8 protein-coding genes are annotated in these 18,497 nt (G+C 72.8%); 5 read left to right on the top strand and 3 right to left on the bottom strand.

The window, feature by feature from the left end:
- Window positions 1-15 precede the first annotated feature (15 nt).
- From EDD27_RS06835 to EDD27_RS06825, 3 genes are read right to left on the bottom strand one after another with little or no spacing between them, the layout of a single operon-like run.
- Window positions 16-858 (bottom strand): carbohydrate ABC transporter permease, encoded by an 843-nt coding sequence (locus tag EDD27_RS06835; protein WP_127931602.1) that lies wholly within the window; start codon window positions 856-858, stop codon window positions 16-18.
- Complete coding sequence (locus EDD27_RS06830) at window positions 855-1,745, bottom strand: carbohydrate ABC transporter permease (protein ID WP_127940537.1); 891 nt, start codon at window positions 1,743-1,745, stop codon at window positions 855-857. The genes EDD27_RS06835 and EDD27_RS06830 overlap by 4 nt, the downstream gene beginning before the upstream one ends.
- Window positions 1,745-3,121: an ABC transporter substrate-binding protein gene (locus tag EDD27_RS06825; protein WP_127931601.1), complete on the bottom strand. Its 1,377-nt coding sequence runs from the start codon at window positions 3,119-3,121 to the stop codon at window positions 1,745-1,747. The genes EDD27_RS06830 and EDD27_RS06825 overlap by 1 nt, the downstream gene beginning before the upstream one ends.
- A 129-nt stretch (window positions 3,122-3,250) precedes the next feature.
- Here EDD27_RS06825 and EDD27_RS06820 point away from each other — a divergent pair, with 129 nt between their 5' ends.
- The 5 genes from EDD27_RS06820 (at window position 3,251) to EDD27_RS06800 (ending at window position 18,497) form a co-directional block, all read left to right on the top strand.
- Window positions 3,251-4,279 carry a LacI family DNA-binding transcriptional regulator gene (locus EDD27_RS06820; protein ID WP_127931600.1) on the top strand — a complete coding sequence of 343 codons (1,029 nt, stop codon included), beginning with the start codon at window positions 3,251-3,253 and terminating at the stop codon, window positions 4,277-4,279.
- A 95-nt stretch (window positions 4,280-4,374) separates the two neighbouring features.
- Window positions 4,375-5,358, top strand: coding sequence for a carcinine hydrolase/isopenicillin-N N-acyltransferase family protein (locus tag EDD27_RS06815; protein ID WP_241563900.1), 984 nt, complete (start codon window positions 4,375-4,377; stop codon window positions 5,356-5,358).
- A gap of 1,191 nt (window positions 5,359-6,549) precedes the next feature.
- The gene (locus EDD27_RS06810) at window positions 6,550-7,899 is read left to right on the top strand and encodes a thioesterase II family protein (protein WP_127931599.1); all 1,350 of its coding nucleotides are present in this window, start codon (window positions 6,550-6,552) and stop codon (window positions 7,897-7,899) included.
- Window positions 7,900-7,911: 12 nt separating this feature from the next.
- Complete coding sequence (locus EDD27_RS06805; protein ID WP_127931598.1) at window positions 7,912-12,996, top strand: non-ribosomal peptide synthetase; 5,085 nt, start codon at window positions 7,912-7,914, stop codon at window positions 12,994-12,996.
- Window positions 12,993-18,497, top strand: a complete 5,505-nt coding sequence (locus EDD27_RS06800) for a type I polyketide synthase (RefSeq protein ID WP_127931597.1) — start codon at window positions 12,993-12,995, stop codon at window positions 18,495-18,497. Before EDD27_RS06805 ends, EDD27_RS06800 begins: the two co-directional genes overlap by 4 nt.

Here is an 18,497-nt window from a genome sequence, read left to right as displayed (position 1 = left end):
CCGTGAGGACGGGGGTCAGCCCTTGACGCTGCCCGCGAGGATGCCGTTGATGAAGTGGCGCTGCAGCAGGACGAAGATCACCAGCAGCGGCAGAAGCGCGATGCTGCCCGCGGCGAGCAGTTCGCCCCAGACCGTCGCGAAGTCGGCGCCTATCCGGTTGCCGGTGACGTTCTGCGCCAGCGTGGCCAGCACCACCTGCAGCGTCTGGTGCGAGGTGTCGTTGACGGCGACGACCGGCCAGACGAAGTCGTTGTAGACGTTCATGGTGGTCAGCACCGCCAGCGCGGCCAGGCCGGGCCGGATCACCGGCAGCACGACCTTGGCGAAGATGCCGAACTCGCCCGCGCCGTCGACCCGCCCGGCGTCGATCAGCTCGTCCGGGATGGCGGCGATGGTCTGCCGCATCCAGAAGATGCTGAACGCGTCGATGCTGCCCGGCAGGATCAGCGCCTGGTACGTGTTCACCCAGCCCAGCGCGCTCATCTCCAGCAGCAGCGGGATGATCAGCACGAGCGTCGGCAGCATCAGCGTCAGCAGGACCACGCCGAACAGCAGGTTCTTGCCGGGAAAGTCGTACTTGGCGAACGCGTAGCCGGCCAGCGGGCAGAAGAACATCGTCATCGCGCCCCTGACCACCAGCACCAGCGCCGTGTTCGCGAACCCGGTGCCGATCGGCACGTCGGCGAACATCGCCCGGTAGTTGTCCAGCGTCAGCGCGCCGATCGACAGCGGATCGGAGATGATCTCGGCCGCCGGCTTGAGCGAGGAGCTGACCGCCCACCAGATCGGGTACAGGAACACGGTCGCGAGCAGCGCCAGCACCGCGTACTGCACGGGGCCGGGCCTGGTCTGGTTCATGACGCCTCGTCCTTCGGCCGCAGCAGCCTGACCGAGACCAGCGACAGGCCGAAGACCAGCAGCACCAGCAGGAACGAGTTCGCGGCGCCGGTGCCCAGGTCGGAGGCGGTGATGTGGTCGTACAGGTAGAGGCCTGCGGTGGTGGTGGAGCCGTACGGGCCGCCCTCGGTGACCACGAACGGCTCGGCGAACATCTGGAAGACGGCCAGCGTCTGCACGACCACCAGGAACGCCATGCTCCGGCGTACCAGCGGGACGGTGATCGACCAGAACTGGCGGGTGCGGGAGGCGCCGTCGAGGGCCGCGGCCTCGTACACGCCACCGGGCACGGCCTGCAGGCCGGCCAGCAGGATGATGATCGCGAACCCGGTGGTCTTCCACAGGAACAGCAGCGCCAGCGTCGGCTTGGACCACGCCGTGGACGTCAGCCAGCCCACGTCCGGCAGGCCCACCAGGTTGAGCACGTGGTTGACCAGGCCGTAGTCCTGGTCGAACGCCACGATCCACACCTGCGCCATGGCCACCAGCGGCGTCACGAACGGCGCGATGAACGCCACCCGGAACAGCCCGCGCAGCCGCAGCTTGGCGTTGGCCAGCAGCACCGCCCCGCCCAGCCCGGCGATGACCTGGATCGGCACGATGAGCAGCCACATGACCGCGCTGTTGCCGAGCGAGGCCCAGAAGTCCGGGCTGGTCAGCAGGTAGAGGTAGTTGCCGAGCCCCACCCAGTGGGCCTCTCCGGCGCCCCGCCAGCGCATGAAGCTGAGCTGCAGCGCGTAGATCAGCGGGTAGATCCCGAACGCGGCGAAGACCACGAAGAACGGGGCGATGAACAGGTACGGCGACGGCGGAACCCGGAACCGGTCGCGTCTGTTGCGGCTCGCCATCACGACCGGTCGATGAGGTTGCGCTGGATCTTCTGCGCCGACTCGGCGATCACGTCGTCGGGCGCCATCTTGCCCTCCATCAGGCGCTGCACGTTGTTGCCGAGGTAGTCCACCGACTGCGCCCACCACCACGGGATCGGCGCGGCGGCCGGGATGGTGGCGGCGGCGTCCACGGCGACCTTCCACAGGTCCTGGCCGCCGAGCGCCTCGATCGGCTGGAACAGCGGCTTGGCCGGGTCGAGCGCGGGCTGGTAGCTGGGGATCGAGGTGGACAGGCCGCCGGGGTAGACGCTGTTGGGGCCGTACACGGCGGTGTAACCGGGCTCCTTGAAGCACAGGAACTCGTACAGCAACCAGGCCAGCTCGGGGTTCTTGGCCTTGGCGGGGATGACGAAGCTGCTGCCGCCCATCGCGCCGCTGCGTGGACCGCCCGGCGTCCAGGCCGGCAGGGGCGCCGCCCGCCACTTGCCCTTGGTGGCCTTGAGCAGCTGCTGCGGCGCGAAGGACCACCAGATCGCCCACGGCACGAACACCTGCTGGCCGCTCTCCAGCGTGTTGACGTCGGCCGGCTCCAGATAGGGCGCGTGGGTGACCAGGCCGTCCTTGACCGCGGTCTGGATCCAGGCGAAGACCCGCCGGTATTCGGCCGAGTCGAGCCGGAGCCTGCCCTGGGCGTCGGTGAGGCTGGTGCCCTGCTGGTTGGCCAGCATCTCCAGCCACAGCTGGCCCAGGAACGGGCTCTTGTCCAGGTGGATGGGCCGGGTCTTGGGATCCTGCTCCTTGATCGTGCGGGCGGCGGTCAGCAGGTCGTCGTACGTGGCCAGGCTCGCCGGGTCGATCCCCGCGCTCTCCAGGATGTCCTCGCGGTACCAGAGCAGTCCGGGGTCCAGGTCCCACGGCACGCCGTAGATCTTTCCCTCGACGGTGTTCACCGACAGCTTGTACGGCGACGTCTGCTCGCGGTACGGCGCGATCAGGTCGGTCAGGTCGTACAGGTGCTCGGCCTGCCCGCCGATCTTGGCGTCGTCCCAGAAGCTGCCGTCGGGCACGTCCGTGCCGCTGATCAGCGTGTTGGCCAGCTTGGCATCGATGTCCACGGCCTGGTGGTTCACCGTGACGTTCGGGTACGCCTCGCGGAACTTGGCGATCGCCGCGTCGAACACCTTGAACAGGTCGCCGGACCGGTTCCAGATCGTGATCTCGCCCTTCGCTGACGCGGCCGAGGCGGTGGGCTTGGCGAGCTTGCTCGGCTGGGCGCCTGGCCCGCCGGGGGTGCCGGGGGCGCATGCGGCCAGCGTGCCGCCGGTCGCGGCGAGCGCGCCGAGGCCCAGGGCTCCCTTGAGAAATCCACGGCGGTCCATGGGCGGTTCGGACATCTCTGACTCCTCGGCCTCGGTTCACGTGAGGGCTCTGCAACGTTGCAGACATGATGCATACTTGTCTGCAACGATGCAAGAGCAGGTTAGGATCTTCCCAAGTACGGGAGTCGGAGGTAGAGGAGACGCATGGCCGCTGCAACCCTGCGCGACGTCGCCAAGCGGGCGAACGTGTCGATCCGCACGGTGTCCAACGTGGTCAACGGCTACGCGCCGGTCTCCGACGAGCTACGTGCCCGGGTCCAGGCGGCGCTCGACGAGCTCGATTACCGCCCCAACCTGATCGCGCGCAACCTCAAGCAGGGGCGCACCGGGATGATCGCCCTGGTGGTGCCCGAGCTGGACGTGCCGTACTTCGCCGAGCTGGCCCGGGAGGTGATCACCGCGGCCCGCGCGCACGGTTACGTGGTGATGATCGACCAGACCGACGGCGACGGTGATCGCGAGCGAGAGCTGCTCGGCAGGGACTCGCGGGCCACCATGTTCGACGGGCTCCTGCTGAGCCCTCTGACCGTGTCGGCCGAGGAGCTGCGGGCCCGGGGCAACCGGATACCGATCGTGCTGCTCGGCGAGCACATCTTCAACGGCAGCTTCCACCACGTGGCCATGGACAACGTGGCAGCGGCCCGGGACGGCACCGCCCACCTGCTCGGCCTCGGCCGCCGCCGGGTGGCCGCCATCGGCGACCAGCCGTATGCGACCGGCGAGACCGCGCAGCTGCGCACCGCCGGCTACCGGCAGGCGCTCGCGCGGGCGGGCCTGGAGGTGGACGAACGCCTGATCGTGTCCACCCCGCACTTCCACCGGCGGCTCGGCGCCGAGGCCATGGAGTCGCTGCTGGCGCTCCCCGAGCCGCCCGACGCCGTGTTCTGCTACAACGACCTGCTGGCCCTCGGCGCGATGCGGGCCCTGACCAGGGCAGGGCGGCGCATCCCCGACGACGTGGCCGTGGCCGGCATCGACGACATCGAGGAGGGGCAGTACAGCACGCCCAGCCTGACCACGGTTGCGCCGGACAAGGGCGAGATCGCGCGCCGGGCGGTGAACGCCCTCCTCGAAGCGATCAACGGCACCGCCGCCGCGCCCGCCGAGATCGTGGTGCCCCACCGGCTGATCGTCCGGGAGAGCACGGCGGGCGAGGACGCGCCTGCCTGGTAGTCCATTGTCGGTTCGAGATGATCTCAACTCCGGAACAGGCCCTAGTCGTCTGGTTGACGGGTGACACGGCGGGCGCCGGAAGGCACACTACAAGCATGCGGACCCCTGCCGTGGCGGTGTTGTCGGCTCTGACCCTGGCGGCCTCTGTGGCGTGCGCGCCCGCAGTGGCGCCGCCGACGCCCTCCTCCGCGGCCCCCCGGGGGCTTCTCAGGCAGACGGAGGACCAGATCGCCCGTACGGCGGCCAGCCTGCGCCGGCTGGACGATATGCCGCTGTACGAAATGACCTACCACGGCGGCTACGACGCCGAGGCACCGCTCACCGACGCGGAGCTGGCCAGGAAGGACACCGGCTGGGCGTGCTCGCTGTTCCACCGGCCCGGCGAGTTCGGCAGGAACTTCGACTGGGACCCCAACCCGGCCATGGTCGTCCACGCCCGCCCGCCCGACGGCTACGCCTCGCTCTCCCTGGCCGACGTCTCCTACCTGTTCCCAACGGGGGCCCGGCCGGACCTGAGCGCCGCCCAGGACCGGCGGCGGCTGGCGCACGCGGTGCTGACCCCGTTCGACGGCATGAACGAGAAGGGGCTCGCCGTCGGACTGGCCCAGACGCCCGACGCGCAGCTGCCCGCACCCACCCCCGGACGCCCCACCGTGAGCGGCGTGCGGATCATCCGGCTCATGCTCGACAGAGCCGCGACCGTGCCCGAGGCGATCGACCTGATGCGCCGCTACGACCTGGACTTCACCGGCGGACCGCAGCTCCACTACCTGATCGCGGACCGGGCGGGCAGGTCCGCGGTCGTCGAGTTCGGCGACGGCCGCATGAACGTCATCGACGACCGCTACCTCACCAACATCACGATGAGCGGCGCCGACCGGGCCGCCAAGCTGGCCGACCGCCGCTACCGGCTCCTCGCCGAAGGCGGCGACACGGACGCGATGGAGCTGCTCAGGAGGGTCGCTCAGCACCACACCCGGTGGTCGATCGTCTACGACCTGGAGGACTTGACCGCCAAGATCGTCACGGCGCAGCGGTGGGAGCGCGTGCACGACTTACGACTCTCCGCGGGCGGTTAGGTCGCAGGAGCGGTCAAGCCGTATCCGAGTCCACGCCGGACACGGTGTGCCTGCCCGGCATGGACAGGGTCGAGGCCATGCGCCGCCTGCGCGGCCCCATGCGACCGGAGACCGGCGTGTCTCCTGGAGCGAGGTCCCGGTGAGGTGATGACCTGATCGAGGAGCTGTGCGCACGCCGTGCTGTGCGCCGCCCCGGCCGTGCGCCGAGCACGGCCGGCGCGGGCGGCAATGAGGGAATGCGAGGATCGCTCGTTTACCGGCGTTCGCGGATATCGCGGCTCCACCGGCAGTCTCCCGGGAGCCGTGTTTGATTATCGAATGAATTGGTTTTGTCCGGTGGACCGCCCGGCACGGTCGCCGGGAAATTGATTCAAGAATTCTTTTGGGAATCAGCGGATAATCCATCCGCGAGAGCCCTGCCACGCACGAGCGCCGCCTCGACCTCGCACGTCGAGCCGGAGTTTCGGTGCGACCCGAGCCTGGATTAGGGCGCCAGGGCAATCGGCCTGACCGATACTTGAATGGTTCATCGCGACTTGACGGACCGGGCGACAAATGAGTCCGGAGTCGTGTGGGCGGACTGCAGGACGCGGCCGGTGCCGGACGGCCGGGGATTCTTCTTACTTCGCCATGCAGAGCTTGTTGCGAGGGTTGTCAGGGGACGACGCAAGGCGGTGCCACACTCCGACAGGCCTGCCCTTCCCTCCAGAGGTTGCGACGAACACCCCCAGACCGGATAAAAACGACCAAACAGATCAAATCTTGCCGATAGGTTTCGGTTGCCCGAATCCTATTTACGGTCATATTGTACATTCGGCCCACTATCATCGAACGTCCAGCGACACAAGAGGCCCCCGGGGCTGAATTTACTAAGCCTCCAGCAGGTAACCGGCGCCCGCTAATCGCGCCGTTGACTCCAACCGTCAACATCGATATAAGAGTTGATGTCGTGCAACGGCGTGAGATCACACGCTTTGTCGCGACTGTTCGTACAGCTCCCTATTCGAGTTGTTTCTGAGTAATTGTCGAGGAGCGCCGTAACATGGCGGTTGACGACCTCTGTATTCAGCGACGAATCCCCCGATCGACATCGTTACCCAGGCCGCACGCGCCGCGGACGGCGACTCCCCGCAGGGGAGGTGCTGGACGATCAGCGGCCAGCTAGCCGCGGCGGCGCAGGATCCCCACCCCATGGATCCACGCCCCGCCCGCACGATGTTCTGCCTGCCGTACGCCGGCGGAGGCGCCAGCGCCTACACCGGACTCCTCCGCGAGCTCGCCCATCTCACCGTGGTCCCCGTCCAGCTACCCGGCCGGGAGAGCCGCATCGCCGAACCGCCGGCCTTCACCATCGCCGAGATCGCCGACGAGGTGGCGCCCGCCACGGACGAGCCGTACGCCCTGTACGGCCACAGCATGGGCGCCCGGCTGGCCTTCGAGGTGGTTCGCGAGCTGCGCCGGCGCGGCCTGCGCCGGCCGTCGAGACTTTACGTCGGCGGTGCGCACCCGCCGGATCGCCGGGTGCCGCTGGCGGCCTCCGTGGACCTGCCCGACGACGCCTTCATCGACCAGCTCGTCCGCAGGTCGGGCGCGCTGCCCGAGCTCAAGCACATGCCGGAGCTACGGGAACTGATGATGCCGGTGCTGCGGTCGGACTTCACCTGGATCAAGAACTACGCCTTCGCCCCCGAGCCTCCGATCGACTCCCCCATCGTCGCCTTCACCGGCCTGGACGACGAGGAGGTCGGCGCGGCGGAGATGCTCGGCTGGGCCAGGCACACCACCGCCGGCTTCCGCCTGCGCACGCTGCGCGGCGGTCACCTGTTCGTCAAGGACCGCCCCGCCGAGCTGGCCGCGCTCATCGCCGCCGACCTGGCCGCCGAGCACGCCCTGCCCGAGCAGGACGAGCTCCATCTCTGGATGGGCCGGACCGCCGACCACGCCACGGTCCTGCGCCGCTACGCCGGCCGGGCCGCGGTCGGCATGAGCCACACGGACGACCTGACCTTGGTGGCCGCGGTCGGCACGAGCCACACGGACGACCCGACCTTGGTGGCCGCGGTCGGCACGAGCCACACGGACGACCCGACCTTGGTGGCCGCGGTCGGCACGAGCCACGCGGACGGCCCGGCTTCGGTGCTCGCCGCACCTGAGCCCGGGATCGGGGTGTCCATCCTGCGCGCGCTGGATGTCGGCGGGCCGGACAGCGGCCTGGCCGAGCTGAGCGGGGACGAGCGCGAGCAGATCGAGGACGCCGCCGAGGAGGACCGGCGGTGGCTGGCGCTGCGCGCCGTCACCGCGAAACGGGCGCTGATGGCCGCCGCCGGCCAGGGGACCGATCCCGCGGCGGTCAGCTTTCCCGACCTCGCCGATCCCGGCCCCTGGCATGCCCAGTGCGGTCCGGGGCTGGACCGGCTGGCCCGGTGGCGGGTCGTACACCTGCCTCTGCACACCTCACGGGGAGAAGCGTTGGGAGCAGTCGCTGTGCCGCACGACAGGGTGCGGCTGAGATTCGACATGCCGGCCGAACAGGCAGGGTAACGGGGGCACACGGTGACCAACAGGGCGCTTCTTCATGACCTCGTCCTGGCGCAGGCCGAGCGCACTCCGGACGCGACGGCCGTGTGGCAGGGGGACCACGGCCTGACCTACCGCGAGCTGGTCTTCGCAGCGGCGGCGCTTGCGCACCGGCTGCGCGACCTCGGGGCCAGGCCTGAGGTCCGGATCGGCATCTGCCATCGACGCACTCCTGACCTGCTGGTCTGCGTGCTCGGCGTCCTCATGTCCGGGGGCGCGTACGTGCCGCTGGACCCCTCGCACCCGCGCCGTCGGCTCGGCGCGATCATCGAGGACGCCGGGATCACCACGGTCGTCGCGGACGAGACCGGCACCGGCCTGCTGGCCGGGCTCCCCGTCCGGCTCGAGACGGCGCGCCGGCCAGGCGGCGGCGAGCCGCCCGCGCGCGTCGAACCCCCCGGCCCGTCGCCCGCGTACGCCGCCGGGGGCGAGCCGCCCGCGTGTGTCACGCCGCCGGGCGCGGCGGCCTACGTGCTCTACACCTCGGGCTCGACGGGGCGGCCCAAGGGGGTGGTGGTGAGCCATGCCTCGGTGGTGTCCTTCGTGACGATGGCGGGCGAGGTGTTCGAGCTCGACGCCGAGTGCCGGTCCATCGGGTTCGCCGCGCTCGGGTTCGACGTGTCGGTGCTGGACATCTTCGCCCCGCTGGCGCGGGGCGGGTCCGTGATGCTCATCCCCGAGGAGGACCGGGTCGATCCCGCCCGGCTCCAGCGCTTCCTGGAGCGGCACCGGGTGACCTGGGGCACGATCCCGCCCGCCCTGCTGCCGCTGCTGGAGCCGGACCGGCTGCCCTGGCTTCGCGACCTGCTCACCGCGGGCGAGCCGGCCGGGCCCGAGCAGGTGGCCCGCTGGGCGACGGGCGGGCGGCGCTTCCACAACTGGTACGGACCCACCGAGACCACGGTGTGCGTGGTCGGCACCGAACTGACGGGCGTCTGGAACAGGCCGCTGCCGATCGGGTACGCGTTGCCGGGCTGCCACGCGTACATCCTCGACGACGTGCTCCAGCCCTGCCCGCCCGGCACGCCAGGGGAGCTGTGCATCGGCGGCCCGCAACTGGCACGCGGCTACCTGGACCGGCCGGGGCTGTCGGCCGAGCGGTTCGTGCCCGACCCGTACGGCGGGCCCGGGGCGCGCATGTATCGCACCGGGGACCAGGTCGTCCTGGAGGACGACGGCCGCATCGGCTTCATCGGGCGGCTGGACCGGCAGGTGAAGGTCCAGGGCCAGCGCGTCGAGATCGGCGAGATCGAGGCGGTGCTGCGAGCGCATCCCGGGGTGCGGCAGGCGGTGGCGGACGTGACGGCCGGCCCGGCGGGGCTGAAGGAGCTGACCGCCTACCTGGCGCCGGAGGACGCGCCCGGCATCGACGACGTGCGGGCCCACTGCCTGGAGAGCATGCCCGCGTACATGGTTCCCACCAGGGTGGTGCGGCTGGCCGCGCTGCCGCTGACGGTGGCGGGCAAGATCGACATGCCGGCCCTGCGCGCCCACCGCGCGGCGTCCCCGGCGAACGGCGCGCCGCGGGAGTACGGGCCGGAGCGGCCCCCGGCGAGCGAGACCGAGCGCGGCGTCGCGGCGGCCTGGGCCGAGGCGTTCGGGACCGGCGAGCCGGGGCCGGATGACGACTTCCTGGCGTCCGGCGGGCACTCGCTGGTGGCCATGCGCCTGACCGCGCTGCTGCGTGCCGGACTCGGCAAGGAGATCGAGGTCAGCGACGTGCTCGCGGGCCGTACCGTGGCCGGCATCGCCCGCCTGGTCGATCTTGCTCCGCCGGTGCGGGAGGAGCCGCTCGCCGCGTCGCCGGCCGCGCTGTCGGCGATGCAGCGGCGGATGTGGTTCGTGGAGCGGCTGGCACCCGGCACGTCCGCGCACAACATCGCGATGGCGCAGCGCCTGTCCGGACCGCTGAACGTCACCGCCCTGCGCGCCGCCCTGGCGGTGGTGGCCGAGCGGCACGAGGTGCTGAGGTGGCGCATCCCGCAGTCGGGCGGAGTGCCGGCCGTCGCCGTGTCGCCGCCCGGCCCGGTGCCGCTGCCGGTGGAGGACGTGACGGAACCGGAGGTGGGCGAGCGGCTGGAGGCCGAGGCCCGGCTCGCCTTCGACCTGGCGGCGGGGCCGCTGTGGCGGGCCCGGCTGCTGCGCATCGCCGACGAGGAACACGTGCTGGCCATCACGGCGCACCACCTGGTGTTCGACGGCTGGTCGCAGCGGGTGCTCTACGACGACCTCGGGCGCGCCTACCGCCGCGCCGCGCTCACGCCGCTGCGCACGTCATTCGCCGGGTACGTGGCCTACCTCGACGGGCGGGACAAGGAGGCGGACCTGGAGTGGTGGAAGGACCACCTGGAGGGCGCGCCCAGCGTGATCGACCTGCCCCGCGACCATCCACGCCCGGCCGTGCAGACGTTCGAGGGTGCCGGCGCCTCCGCCGAGGCCGACGCCGCCGTCAGCGCCAGGGTCCGCACGCTGGCCGCGCGCCTGGGCAGCACGCCGTACGCGGTGTTGCTGGCGGCGTTCGCGCAGGTGCTGCGGCGGCTCACCGGGCAGCGCGACCTGATCGTCGGGGCGCCGGTCGCCGACCGGCGCGATCCGGCCTTCCACCCGCTGGTCGGGTGCCTGGTGCAGGTGCTGCCGGTACGGTTGCGGGTCGAGGACGGCGAGACCTTCGAGGCGCATGTGAAGCGCTGTCAGGAGACGCTGTCCGGCGCGCTGGCGCATCTCGACGTGCATCTGGAGCGGCTGGTCGACCGGCTCGGCCCCGGCCGCGACCTGTCCAGGAACCCGCTGGTCCAGGTGCTGTTCAACATGTACGACATCACCGAGCCACGGCTGGAGCTGCCCGGCGTCACGGCCGTCCCGCTGCTGCCGGGGCTGCCGGGTGCGCTGTTCGACCTGACCGTGTACGTCGGGGAACGGGACGGGCGGTACGTCCTGCAGGCCGTGTACAACCCGCGGCTGTTCCAGGGGGAGCGGATCGAGGCGCTGCTCGGAGGCTACCTCCGGATCCTCGGCGACCTGGTCGCCGCTCCCGGACGGCCGGTCCGGCGCGCGTCCCTCCGTCCCGGGCGCCCTCCCGGGCAGGACGGGCGGCGCCGGACGAGGCTGCCGGACGGAACCGGCCCGCTCCCCGCCTGGGACGGCCCCGGAGTGGTGGAACGCATGCTCACGCAGGCCGGACAGAACCTGGGCGTTCTCGCGCCGGCCGGCGGTGATCAAGTGCGGGACACTCGCGGGCGGGCCGGCGGTGATCGGGCGGCGGTCGCCGGTGAGGACGGCGAGCTGACCTATGCCGAGCTGGTCCGGCTCGTGGCGGCGACCGGCGACGCCGTGTCCGCGGCGGTGCGTCCGGGCGACACGGTGGCGATCCTGGCCGCCCGCACGTGCGAGCTGCCTGCCCTGATGCTCGGCGTCCTGGGGGCCGGAGCCCGCTGGGCCGTGCTCGACTCCGCCCTGCCGCCCGCCCGCCTGGCGGCCCAGGCCCGCTCCGCCGAGGCCCGCGCACTGATCGCCTGCCCCGGCGTGCCGGTGCCCGCCGAACTGGCCTGGCTTCCCGAGCTGGCCGGACTCACCGAGGCGGCCGGGCTCAGCGAACCGGCCGATCTTCCGGAGCCGGCCATCCCGGCGAGGGAGGTGCCGTTCCCGGTGCCGCTCGAGCGGCGCGGATATCTGTCGTTCACCTCCGGCACCACCGGCGAGCCGAAGCCGGTGCGGACCGCCGAGCGCCCGCTGGCCCGCTTCCTGGCCTGGTACGCGGCCGAATTCGAGCTGACCGCGGACGACCGGTTCGCGCTGCTGGCCGGGCTGGCGCACGACCCGCTGCTGCGGGACGCCTGCACGCCGCTGACCCTGGGGGCGACGCTGCACGTGCCGGGCCAGGACCGGGTCCGCGACCCGGCCCGGCTGGCGGCGTGGCTGCGCGAGCGGGCCATCACGGTCGCGCACCTGACGCCCCAGCTCGCCACGCTGATCGCCGCGGCCGGGGTGGAGCTGCCCGACCTGCGGCTGGTGCTGTTCGGCGGGGACCGGCTGACCTATGCGGAGGTGGCCAGGTTCGCGGCGGTGGCGCCGAAGGCTCGCCTGGTCAACACCTACGGCACCACCGAGACGCCCCAGGCGCAGGCCGTGTACGACATCACCACCCCGGTGACGGGCACCGGCGACCCGGTGCCGGTCGGCCGCGGCGTGGACGGGGCGGAGCTGCTCGTGCTGGACGCCGACGGCGCTCCGGCCGCCGTGGGGGAACTGGGCGAGGTGGTGGTCAGGAGCCGGCGCCTGGCGGAGGCGTACTTGGACGACGAGCTCACCCGGCTGCGTTTCACCCGCGAGCCGGACGGCTGGACGGCCCGCTACCGCACCGGGGACCTCGGCCGCTATGACACGGAGGGCCGGGTGGTGCTGGCCGGGCGGGCCGACGAGCAGGTGAAGATCCGGGGCTACCGGGTCGAGCTCGGCGAGATCGAGGCGGCGCTGGCCGCGCATCCCGGTGTCCGGGCCGCCGCCGCGAGAGTGGCCGAGCAGCCCGGCGGCCGGGTCCTGCACGCCTACGCGGTGCCGGAGAGCGCGGCCGTCCAGGCCGGCGAGCTGCGCCGCCACCTCGCGGCCAGCCTGCCTGACTACGCCGTCCCGGCCGAGCTGATGCTCCTGCCGGCGTTGCCGCTGACGCCGAACGGCAAGGTGGACCGGGCCGCCCTGCCCACGCCGCGCCCGCAGGCCGCGGCCGGGCATGGCCAGGAGCCCGCCACGGCGACCGAGCGCCTCGTCGCCGGCATCTGGCGGGAGGTCCTCGGCCTGCCGCGGGTCTCCGCCGACGCGAACTTCTTCGAGATCGGCGGGCACTCGCTCGCCACCGCTCAGGTCCAGGCCCGCCTCGCCGCCTCGCTCGGGCGCGAGGTGCCGATCGTGGGCCTGTTCCGCTTCCCGACCATACGGACGCTCGCGGCGCACCTCGACGGCGAGCGACGCACCGCCGGAACGGAGCGCGCCGCCCGGCGGGTCGCGGCGCGCCGGGCACGACCCTCAACTCGGCCCCACCGGGCCAGACGGGAGAGTAACGAATGACCGCTGAGCTGAACCACGAGGAAGACGGGCCCGGGGTCGAGCCGATCGCGGTCGTCGGCCTGGCCTGCCGACTCCCCGGTGCCGAGGACGTGACCGCCTACTGGCGCAACCTGGCCGGGGGCGTCGAGTCGGTGCGCTTCTACACGCGCGCCGAGCAGGAGGCGCTCGGCGTACCCGACTACCTGCTGGACGATCCGACGTTCGTCCCGGCGTGCGCCATCGCAGCCGACTACGGCGCCCTCGACGCCGCGTTCTTCGGCATGTCCCCGCGCGAGGCGGAGTTGCGCGACCCGCAGCAGCGGATGTTCCTGGAGCTGGCCAGCACCGCGCTGGACGACGCGGGGTACGATCCCGCGCGGTACACCGGGGAGATCGGGGTCTACGGGGCCATCGGGTCGGATGAGTACCAATGGATGTACATCCGCCCGAACAAGAAGGTGTTCGCCTCCGTCGGGAACCTCGCCGTCTACACCGGCAACCACCCCGACTACCTGGCCACGATGGTGTCGTACAAGCTCGACCTGCGCGGCCCCAGCCTGACCCTGCACACCGCCTGCTCCTCCTCGCTGGTCGCCCTGCACGTGGCGTGCGAGGCGCTGCGCACCGGCGAGTGCGACATGGCGCTCACCGGCGGCGCCTCCCTGGAACTGCCCGCCGAGTGGGGATACCAGTTCCACCAGGACGGCATCTACGCCCCCGACGGGCACTGCCGCGCGTTCGACGCCGCCGCGGCCGGCACGATCTGGGGCGGGGGCGGCGGCATGGCCGTGCTGAAGCGGCTGTCCGACGCCATCGCCGACGGCGACCACATCCGCGCCGTGGTGATCGGCAACGCGATCAACAACGACGGCGCCACCAAGATGGGCTTCTCCGCGCCGAGCGCCGAGGGCCAGGCGGCGGCGGTCTCCCAGGCGCTGGGCCTCGCCCAGATCGACCCGCGTACCGTCACCTACGTCGAGGCGCACGGCACCGGCACCTCGCTCGGCGACCCGATCGAGGTGTCGGCCCTGTCCAGCGTGCTCGGCGCCGGCACGGACGAGGCGGGCTGGTGCGGCATCGGCTCGGTCAAGACCAACATCGGCCACCTCGGCCCCGCCGCCGGCATCGCGGGCTTCATCAAGACCGTGCTCGCGCTGGAGCACGGCATGATCCCGCCGAGCCTCAACTTCGAGACGCCGAACCCGCGCATCGACTTCGGCACCAACCCCTTCCGCGTCGTCTCGACGCTGACCAAGTGGGAGACGAACGGCTTCCCGCGCCGGGCGGGCGTCAGCTCCTTCGGCATCGGCGGCACCAACGCGCACGTGATCGTCGAGCAGGCGCCGCCCGCGCCGCTGCCCACCGCCCAGCCGCGCCCCGCCCACCTGCTGCTGCTGTCGGCCCGCACCCCGGCCGCGCTGGACGCCGCTGTGGCCAGGCTGGCCGATCACCTCAAGGACCGGGAGACCGATCTGGCCGACGTGGCCTACACTCTGCGGGCGGGCCGGCGGCGGTACGCGCACCGGGCCGCCGTGGTGGCGGCCGACGCCGCCGACGCGGTCACGGCGCTGTCCACCCCGCGCCGGCTGGTCAAGGGCAAAGCGGGAACGCCCAAGGTGGCCTGGCTGTTCTCCGGCCAGGGTGCGCAGTACGCGGGGATGGGCGCCGGGCTCTACCGTACCGAGCCGGTCTTCGCCGCCGCGGTCGACGAGTGCGCCGCGATCCTTCGCGAGGAGCTCGGCCTGGACCTGCGCACCCTGCTCTTCCCCGCCGAGGACGAAAGGGAGGCCGCCGACGAGCGGCTGCGGCAGACGGCGCTCACCCAGCCCGCGCTGTTCACGGTGGAGTGGGCGCTGGCCCGTCTGTGGCGCTCGTGGGGCGTGGAGCCGGCCGCGATGATCGGGCACAGCATCGGCGAGTACGTGGCCGCGACGATCGCCGGCGTCTTCTCCCTGCCCGACGCGCTGCGCCTGGTGGCCGCCCGGGGCCGGCTCATGCAGAGCATGCCGCCCGGCGCGATGCTCGCCCTGCGCCTGGACCACGAGGAGGTGCGCCGCGACCTGCCGGAGGGCCTGTCGATCGCCACCGTCAACGGCCCCGGCACGTGCGTCGTCGCCGGCCCCGGCGAGCTGATCGCCGCCTACGCCGCCCGGCTCGACGAGAACGGCGTCCAGCACACCGCGCTGCGCACCTCGCGCGCCTTCCACTCGGCGATGATGGACCCGATACTCGGCGACTTCCACGAGGCCGTCGCCGCCGCGGCCCGGCACGCGCCCGGCCTGCCCTTCCTGTCGAACGTCACCGGCACCTGGATCACCGCCGAGCAGGCCACGGACCCCGCCTACTGGACGCGCCACCTGCGCGAGGCGGTCCGGTTCGGCGACTGCGTGGCGACGCTCGCCGCCGAGGGCGAGTGGCGGCTGGTGGAGTGCGGTCCTGGACGCCAGCTCGCCGGCCTGGCCAGGACCCAGCTGCCCCGGACCGCCCCGCGGCCGCTGGCCAGCCTCCCCGGCCCCGCCGACGGCAAGCCCGACCTGGAGGTTCTCTACGCGACGGCCGGCGCCCTGTGGACCGCGGGCGTCCCGCTGGACACCGACGCCCTGGCCGAACCCGCCCGCCGCATCCCGCTGCCGGCCTACCCGTACGAGCGTTCCAACCACTGGGTGCACACCGCGTTCGACCCGGAGCTCGTCTTCGCCCGGCCGCCGCGTGCGGGCGCGCTGCCGCTGGAGGAGTGGTTCTCGGTGCCGGCCTGGCGCCAGGCGCCCGTCACCCCGGCCGGGACCGCCGCGCTCGCCGGGCTCCGCTGCCTGGTGTTCGCGGGGCCGGCCGCCGAACCACTGCTGGACGGGCTGCGCGCGGCCGGCGCCGACGCCGTACGGGTGGTCCCGGGCAGCGCGTACGGCATCGCCCCCGACGGCACGATCACTGTCCGCCCGGCCGAACGCGACGACTACGAGGCGCTGCTCGCCGAGACCGGGGCGCCGCCCCGCGTCATCCACGCCTGGGCGCTGGACGGCACCCCGGCGACCACGGCCGCGCAGGCCACCGCCGCCCAGGAGCTCGGCTTCCACAGCCTGCTGGCCTTGGTGCAGGCGCTGGCCGGCGCCGAGCGCGAGGCGGGGGTCCAGCTCGACGTCCTGACCGCCGGCACGCAGGGTGTCACCGGCCAGGACGTCCACCGGCCCGAGCACGCCACGGTCGCCGGCATCACCGGTGTCGTCCCGCTGGAGGCCCGCTGGCTGACGGCCCGCCACCTCGACCTGGAGCCGGGGCCGTACGACCCGGGGAAGGTGCTGGCCGAGCTGGCCGCCGAGCCCGGCGAGCCGGCGGAGGGCGTGCCTCCGTCCCCCGTCGCGCTGCGCGCCGGCCGGCGCTGGCTGCGCGGCTTCGAGCCGGTGCCGCTGCCGCCGCAGGACGACCCGCTGCGCCGGCACGGCGTGTACGTCATCACCGGCGGGCTCGGCGGCATCGGCCTCACCCTGGCCGAGGACCTGGCCCGGCGCGTCCAGGCCAGGCTGGTCCTGCTCGGCCGCTCCGGGCTGCCGCCCCGGGCCGACTGGGACGCGCTCGACGGGGCGCCGGAGCGGGTGCGGCGGGCCGTCGCCGCCGTCCGCGGCATGGAACAGGCGGGCGCCGAGGTGATCGTGCTCGCCGCCGACGTGACCGACCCCGAGGCGCTGCGCCGGGCCAGGGACGAGGCGCTCGGCAGGTTCGGCCGCATCGACGGCGTCGTGCACGCGGCCGGGGTCCCCGGCGGCGGCATGGCCGAGGTCAAGGAGCGCCGGGCCGCCGACGACGTCATGGCGCCCAAGATCGCCGGCACGCTGGCGCTGCGCGAGGTGTTCGGCGACCTGCCGCTCGACTTCGTGCTGCTCTGCTCCTCGGTGACCGCCGTCGCGGGCGGGTTCGGCCAGGTCGACTACTGCGCGGCCAACAACTTCATGGACGCGTACGCGCACGTCTGGCCCGGCCGGGTCCTGTCGGTGAACTGGGGAGCCTGGCTGGAGGTCGGCATGGCCGCCGAGGTCGCAGCCCCGGTGGCGTTCCGCGCCCTGCAGCGCGGCGACCGGGTGAGCCGGCTGGATCACCCGGTGCTCAGCCACCGCCACGAGAGCGCAGGTCGCCAGCCCTGGTACGCCGCCACCTTGTCGGCCGAGACGCACTGGGTCCTGGACGAGCACCGGGTGGCGGGGGTGCCGGTGATGCCCGGCACCGGTTATCTGGAGACCGCCCGCGCCGCGTTCGAGGCGGCCGTGCCGCGCCCCGGGCCCGATCACGCGATCGAGCTGCGCGACGTCGCCTTCGTCGCGCCGTTGCCGGTCGCCGAGGGGGCCGGCGCCGAGCTCCGGGTGCTGCTCACCCCCACTGGCGACGGCGTGGACTTCGAAGTGGTCAGCGTCACCGGCGGTGAGCGGACCCAGCACGCCCGGGGCTCGGCGGCCTGGGTGGCGGCCGAGGAGCCCGCCGGGGGCAGCGTCACTGACCTCCCCGAGGTGCGGGCCCGCTGCACCCATCGCACCGGCGAGGCCAATCCGTTCGCCTCGGCGTCCGGGCTCGTCACGTTCGGGCCGCGGTGGAACAGCCTGCGTACCGTGCGGCTCGGCCAGAACGAGCAGCTCGCCCACCTGACGGCCGGTCCCGACGTCGCCGCCGAGCTGGCCGTCCTGCCGCTGCACCCGGCGCTGCTGGACGAGGCGACCGCGTTCATCGCCGTCTCCGGCGAGCACAGCTACCTACCGCTCGGCTACGGTCGCATCACCGTGCACGCCCCGCTCCCGGCCACGCTGTGGAGCCACGCCCGGCTCCGCGACACCGGCGGCGGCGAGGTGCTCGCCGCCGACCTCACCCTGTACGACGACGCCGGCGAGCGGGTGGTGAGCATCTCCGACTTCGTGCTCAGGCGCATCGACCGGCAGGCGATGACCCGCACCGTCAGCGAGGGGGCCAGGCACGGGGCCGAGGACGTGACGGTGAAGGAGGAGTCCGCGACCGCGGGCGTCGCCCTGGACCTCGACGGGGCCAAGCGCGGCATCCCGCCGGCGGACGGCGCCGAGGCCTTCCGCCGCCTGCTCGCCGCGGATCTGGGTGCCCAGGTCGTGGTCAACGCCACCGCGCTGCCCGAGTTCGTGGCCGGGGTCCGCGAGCTGACCCAGGACACCGTGGCCGACGAGCTGGCCACCGCCTCCGCCGCCGCCGGCGAGGCCGAGGTGGCCTCCGACGATCACGTCGCCCCCCGCAACGACCTGGAGAGCATGCTCGCCGGGCTGTGGGGCGAGGTGCTCGGCGCCCGCCGCGTCAGCGTCGAGCAGGACTTCTTCGAACTGGGCGGCAACTCGCTGGTGGCGGTCCAGCTCATCGCCCTCATCAGGAAGAAGATCGGCGTCCGGCTGCCCATGCGCAGCCTCTTCCAGGTGCCCACCGTGGCCGGCATGGCCGCGCTGGTGGAGGAGCTGCGCGGCCAGGACGCCCCGGAACAGGCAACGACGATCACCCGGCTCCCCCGAGAGGAAAGGCGCTGA

The sequence above is a fragment of the Nonomuraea polychroma genome, from assembly GCF_004011505.1.
GTDB lineage: Bacteria > Actinomycetota > Actinomycetes > Streptosporangiales > Streptosporangiaceae > Nonomuraea > Nonomuraea polychroma.
Note: the sequence above shows the minus strand (reverse complement) of the source record. Positions and strands in the feature narration are given on the sequence as shown.

What these genes read in the sequence shown, in the direction of transcription:
- EDD27_RS06835 (WP_127931602.1), bottom strand. Translation starts at nt 858, where the DNA reads ATGAACCAGACCAGGCCCGGCCCCGTGCAGTACGCGGTGCTGGCGCTG.
- EDD27_RS06830 (WP_127940537.1), bottom strand. Translation starts at nt 1,745, where the DNA reads ATGGCGAGCCGCAACAGACGCGACCGGTTCCGGGTTCCGCCGTCGCCG.
- EDD27_RS06825 (WP_127931601.1), bottom strand. Translation starts at nt 3,121, where the DNA reads ATGTCCGAACCGCCCATGGACCGCCGTGGATTTCTCAAGGGAGCCCTG.
- EDD27_RS06820 (WP_127931600.1), top strand. Translation starts at nt 3,251, where the DNA reads ATGGCCGCTGCAACCCTGCGCGACGTCGCCAAGCGGGCGAACGTGTCG.
- EDD27_RS06815 (WP_241563900.1), top strand. Translation starts at nt 4,375, where the DNA reads ATGCGGACCCCTGCCGTGGCGGTGTTGTCGGCTCTGACCCTGGCGGCC.
- EDD27_RS06810 (WP_127931599.1), top strand. Translation starts at nt 6,550, where the DNA reads ATGGATCCACGCCCCGCCCGCACGATGTTCTGCCTGCCGTACGCCGGC.
- EDD27_RS06800 (WP_127931597.1), top strand. Translation starts at nt 12,993, where the DNA reads ATGACCGCTGAGCTGAACCACGAGGAAGACGGGCCCGGGGTCGAGCCG.